The sequence below is a fragment of the Shewanella sp. 11B5 genome (genome assembly GCF_002836795.1).
In the GTDB taxonomy this organism is placed as follows: Bacteria; Pseudomonadota; Gammaproteobacteria; order Enterobacterales; family Shewanellaceae; genus Shewanella; species Shewanella frigidimarina.
In genome coordinates this window covers 1-1,229 of the sequence record NZ_PJAP01000120.1, presented here as the reverse complement: position 1 = coordinate 1,229, position 1,229 = coordinate 1, and the positions used below count along the sequence as shown (strand labels likewise).

Sequence of the window (1,229 nt, the reverse complement as noted above, 5' to 3'; positions counted from 1 at the left end):
TAATGGTATTAAGCTCAGTTTATAAATGAGCTTAATACCATTATTTGAAATCAGGTTGGTACCATAATGATTTGTTAGATAAAGGTGTTAAAGGAGGAAGCCAAGTATTTTCTATGTTGATAACTCGTCTATTTTCTAGTTTTGCTTTTTTAATATTTTCACTATGATAGCGATAAAAAATCTCATCAAAACTACCATCAATTACCATCATTTCCAGTCCGGTCGAAATACGATCTGCAAGCCTCGGATGAGTTTGGCTAATAAATAGATAAGATGGCGATGGTAAATAAATCACCAAGTTTGCTTCAATGACAATATTGGGAAATTGATCATGATTTTTATCAAATTCAACAAATATTTCATTGATTCCACGTGGGAAATAATCAAATCTACCACGACTGAGCATAGCAAATAGGCCCTTATAGGTATTTCCTTTGACAATGGGGAAGTTGTTGGCTTGCATTAACAAAGTGGTTGTCCACTGTGGTTTGAGTCCGGCTTGTAGCTGCTTAAGCTGCTCTGCATCGATAATTTTATTAAACTTATATTGATCTTTGGCATTAATTAATAATAAACGATAACTAAGCAAACCTTTGAAAATTGGAATACGAATAGGAATAGTTTTACTTTCCCATTCTGAATTGGTTGCGGCTACAAAAGCATTAATTGTTTGCCCTTTGATTAGCTGCCTTAAAACACGATCCCTCGCCATGGGGTTATGAGATTGCTGGATACGATAATCCCCATAAAGCGGTTGGGTTTTCTTTAATGAGAGCTCTATTAATTCAGTAGTATAAAGGTAGCGCAGATCTTCCTTAGGGTGCGGTTGATGAAAACGTACAATATCAATGACCTCAGCATGGGCGTGATTAGTTGCCGCCAGCGCGATGGCAACTAATCCGATAGTAGAAAGCATGAAAGAGAACATTCCTGTCGCGATTAGAAGGCGCTTCAAACAGTAATTGATAACACTCATTGAGAAAAGTAGTAAAAATCCCATTATTGCTCCTTAATTGAGAATAACGATATCTCAGTTTGTTTCACGGAACTTATTGTTTTACGAACTTAAAAAATTATGATTTCGATTTAGGGTTACAGTAATCCGATTAAGGTGAGATCAGAGTTTGTAGGGCAAGGGGAAAAAATGCAAACGGTTATCACCTTATCAACATGTTAATTCAAAGATAAACGATTTTAACCTTACCGTGTAGTCAGTTTTGAAGTAAGAA

General features: G+C 35.8%; 1 protein-coding gene. It reads right to left on the bottom strand.

Going from position 1 to position 1,229, the window contains the following annotated elements; all coding sequences use genetic code 11:
* Nucleotides 1-40 precede the first annotated feature (40 nt).
* A complete protein-coding gene (locus CXF78_RS00995; protein ID WP_123884173.1) occupies nucleotides 41-1,000 on the bottom strand; it encodes an amino acid ABC transporter substrate-binding protein in 960 nt (319 codons plus the stop codon).
* Nucleotides 1,001-1,229 lie beyond the last annotated feature (229 nt).